Source organism: Desulfovibrio sp., from assembly GCF_019424165.1.
GTDB lineage: Bacteria > Desulfobacterota > Desulfovibrionia > Desulfovibrionales > Desulfovibrionaceae > Desulfovibrio.
This window is the reverse complement of record NZ_JAHZAA010000010.1, coordinates 6000-8929: the sequence shown is the minus strand read 5'-3', so window position 1 is coordinate 8929 and position 2930 is coordinate 6000. Positions and strand designations below refer to the sequence as shown.

Sequence of the window (2930 nt, the reverse complement as noted above, 5' to 3'; positions counted from 1 at the left end):
TAAAGGAAAGCAAAAATATTTACTTTGGTATTGATTGTGTGATGTCTTACAGCAAGCCATTCAATACATCTTTTATACCTTATGATGTGATATTTCCATTAAAGAAAATGAAGTATGAGCATACTGAATTTTATGCTCCAAACAAAGAGATGGAATACCTGCTCTTTGAGTTTACGGATCCCATGAAATTCTCAAATGATTTGGGGATTAGCCACCATCATGTGTTACGGGACAGGTTCATACAGGAACACGGCCTGTAGGCGGCGCCTGTCAGGGATATAAACCAGTTTCGTGAGGCCTGCTGGTCTTTCTGTTAAACAGAACGGCGTTTGCAGGGCAGAACTATGTGCACAAGGCAAAACTTTAAGGCAACGTCATCCGGGGCAGCGTAAAGCCCGGATGGCATGTACTGGATGCGTCCCATGCTTCCGAGATTTTTGAACCTGTTGCTGCGGATTGTCTCATGGTAAAATTTATTTTTGATCTGGATGGAACGGTAACCGCTCAGGAAACACTGCCCCTGATCGCCGACTTCTTTGGTGTCCAGGATGAGATCAAAGAGTTGACCAGGGAAACAATTGCAGGAAATGTTCCCTTTGTTGAAAGTTTCATCAGGCGCGTTCACATTCTGGGTAAACTGCCTGTGAACGAGGTCGCTGAATTACTTGGAAAAGTAACATTGTACCAGAAGGTTGTGGATTTCATTCATGCTCATGCGGAAGACTGCATTATTGCCACGGGCAATCTGGACTGCTGGGTTACTCACCTGGCTGAGCGTGTTTCTTCCCGGTTCTATTGTTCTAGCGGCCGGATTGAAAATAACCGGATAACCAAATTAACAAGTATCCTGAAAAAAGAAAAAGTTGTCTCCTATTACAAAAATATGGGAGCGACCACCGTCTTTATAGGAGACGGCAACAATGATATTGAGGCGATGCGGCAGGCGGACGTTTCCATTGCCACCGGCATGACCCATTGGCCGGCTCCCGGCGTTCTGTCTATCGCAGACTATCTGGTATTCAGCGAGGAAGCATTATGCAGACAGCTCAATCAGTTGTTATCAGTTGCGCAGGCATAGGCTCACGCCTCGGCCTGGGAACGACCAAGGCCCTGCTGGAAATTGAAGGCCGTTCTTTAATTGCGTGGCAACTGGACTTTTTCAGGGATGTGGAAGATGTGCGGGTTGTCGTGGGGTATCAGGCCAATGAAGTGATCAAAGAGGTGCTGAAATTTCGAAGTGATGTGATCTTTATCTATAATCATAGCTACTTTGAAACAAAGACCGGCGCCAGCTTTTACCTTGGTTCGCGGCATGCCAATGACCTGGTTATCGAATATGATGGTGATTTGCTGGTTCACCCCGATGATGTGCGGCTTTGCCTTGAAACAAAAGGGGAATATATCGCTTACAGCGAAAAAATGTCTGATGATGCCGTGTTTGTTGTTGTGGACGGGCAGGGGCAAGTCGTGGGCTTTTCAACCCAACAGGGTGATTTTGAATGGACGGGGCCGGCCTGCATTGATCGTCGAAAAGTGCGTTATACGTCCGGGAATGTGTATAATCAGCTTGAAAGCTTTCTTCCTATGCCGGGGCTGAAAATACGAGCCTGCGATATTGATACGTTTGAGGACTACGAGCGTGCTATCCAGTTTGTGCGTAGCTGGAAGCTATAAAAATCATTTTTCTGCAACGAGAGCGTAAAAGTGCGTATTTTCCCAGCGGTTGCACTTTGGGGGGTAAATGTCCACTACATCTACGTTGCTGAATCCGGCTTCCTGTAACAATTTTACTTCTTTATTTATAAAGCGGTATTGTGCGAAATAGTTTTCCTGAAGTTCTTCGGAAAAGCCGTTTATGGTTACATCATCGTGTACACCAAACTGGTTTTTAATAATTATTTTTCCATTTTTTGACAAATAGTTAATATATTTTTTGTATATTGCTATCGCCTCTGTCTCATCCACGTAATGCATTACAGCAAAAAGCAGAATTATATCAAATTTATCATCGGATAAAAAACTGGCAGCGTCGCAATTCACTACATCAATATTTGCGCTTTTGGTGATGTATTGCGTGAACTGGCAAAATGGTTCAACTGCAATGATTTTTTTAACATGCGGATAAAGCTTGTTTACAATCAGGCCAGTGCCTGATCCAAGGTCAAGAACTGTAGAAGTGCTATTTGCATGTTTTCGTATAAAGTCCGTATCAATGTCCGAAAAATCGCTGTTTTTGGCGAGTTTTACCGAGTTTGGAGCAAGGTTGTCCGACTTTGCCATTTTTTCAAAAAACGTATGGGCGTTATTGTTCATTTTCGCTATCCCGTAAAATGCATTGGGCCAAAACTTCAAGAGAATCTATGGCGGCATAGGCGCATTTGAAGTCCACCCGTATGTCCGTGCACCCGATGATCAATAAATCCGCTCCAGAATCAAACATTTCTGCTGTAACGCGGGTAAATATGTTTCGTGGCCGGTCTGGATGATCTTCAGGCAGCAGGCGCGATTTGTTTTTTATATTGCATATACCGCGTGTGACTTCGCGTTGCAGCGCATCAGAAGGATAGAGCAGCGTGGCATCAGGCAGGAGTTTTTCAAAATACGGCTCATAGACCCTTCCCTTAAGGCAGCCGTCAGAAGCAAGTAATCCTATGTTTTTCTTGCCAGTTTCTTTTGCCTGCATGAGCACTTCAGAGATAACGTTAATGAACGGCATCCCTGATTTTTGCTCCAATGTCGCAATTCCCCAATGTGCCGTATTGCAGCACATGGCAATTTTTGTTGCACCGGCAGACCGCACTTTTTGGATTGCTTCAAGGTAGGCTTCTATATATGACGCGCCTTTTCCCTCAAGGAACATGCTCCGTGATGGCGCCTGCGTTGCCTGTAGTATGATCATTTCCGGGTGGTGCATGTCACGAAAAGCCCCA

At 44.8% G+C, this 2930-nt stretch carries 5 protein-coding genes; 3 read left to right on the top strand and 2 right to left on the bottom strand.

Annotated features, from left to right (window positions below; genetic code table 11):
• The 3 genes from QZ377_RS05505 to QZ377_RS05495 all read left to right on the top strand — a co-directional run.
• A partial coding sequence (locus QZ377_RS05505) for a LicD family protein (RefSeq protein ID WP_291440193.1) occupies nucleotides 1–260 on the top strand: 260 nt, incomplete at its 5' end.
• Between the two features lie 203 nt (nucleotides 261–463).
• Nucleotides 464–1078 carry an HAD-IB family phosphatase gene (locus QZ377_RS05500; protein ID WP_291440192.1) on the top strand — a complete coding sequence of 205 codons (615 nt, stop codon included), beginning with the start codon at nucleotides 464–466 and terminating at the stop codon, nucleotides 1076–1078.
• The gene (locus tag QZ377_RS05495) at nucleotides 1036–1674 is read left to right on the top strand and encodes an NTP transferase domain-containing protein (protein ID WP_291440191.1); all 639 of its coding nucleotides are present in this window, start codon (nucleotides 1036–1038) and stop codon (nucleotides 1672–1674) included. The genes QZ377_RS05500 and QZ377_RS05495 overlap by 43 nt, the downstream gene beginning before the upstream one ends.
• Before the next feature lie 3 nt (nucleotides 1675–1677).
• On the opposite strand, the gene QZ377_RS05490 is transcribed toward QZ377_RS05495, so the two are convergent.
• Complete coding sequence (locus QZ377_RS05490; RefSeq protein ID WP_291440190.1) at nucleotides 1678–2313, bottom strand: class I SAM-dependent methyltransferase; 636 nt, start codon at nucleotides 2311–2313, stop codon at nucleotides 1678–1680.
• On the bottom strand, nucleotides 2303–2930 hold a 628-nt coding region (locus QZ377_RS05485), incomplete at its 5' end, for an aspartate/glutamate racemase family protein (protein ID WP_291440189.1). The genes QZ377_RS05485 and QZ377_RS05490, both read right to left, overlap by 11 nt.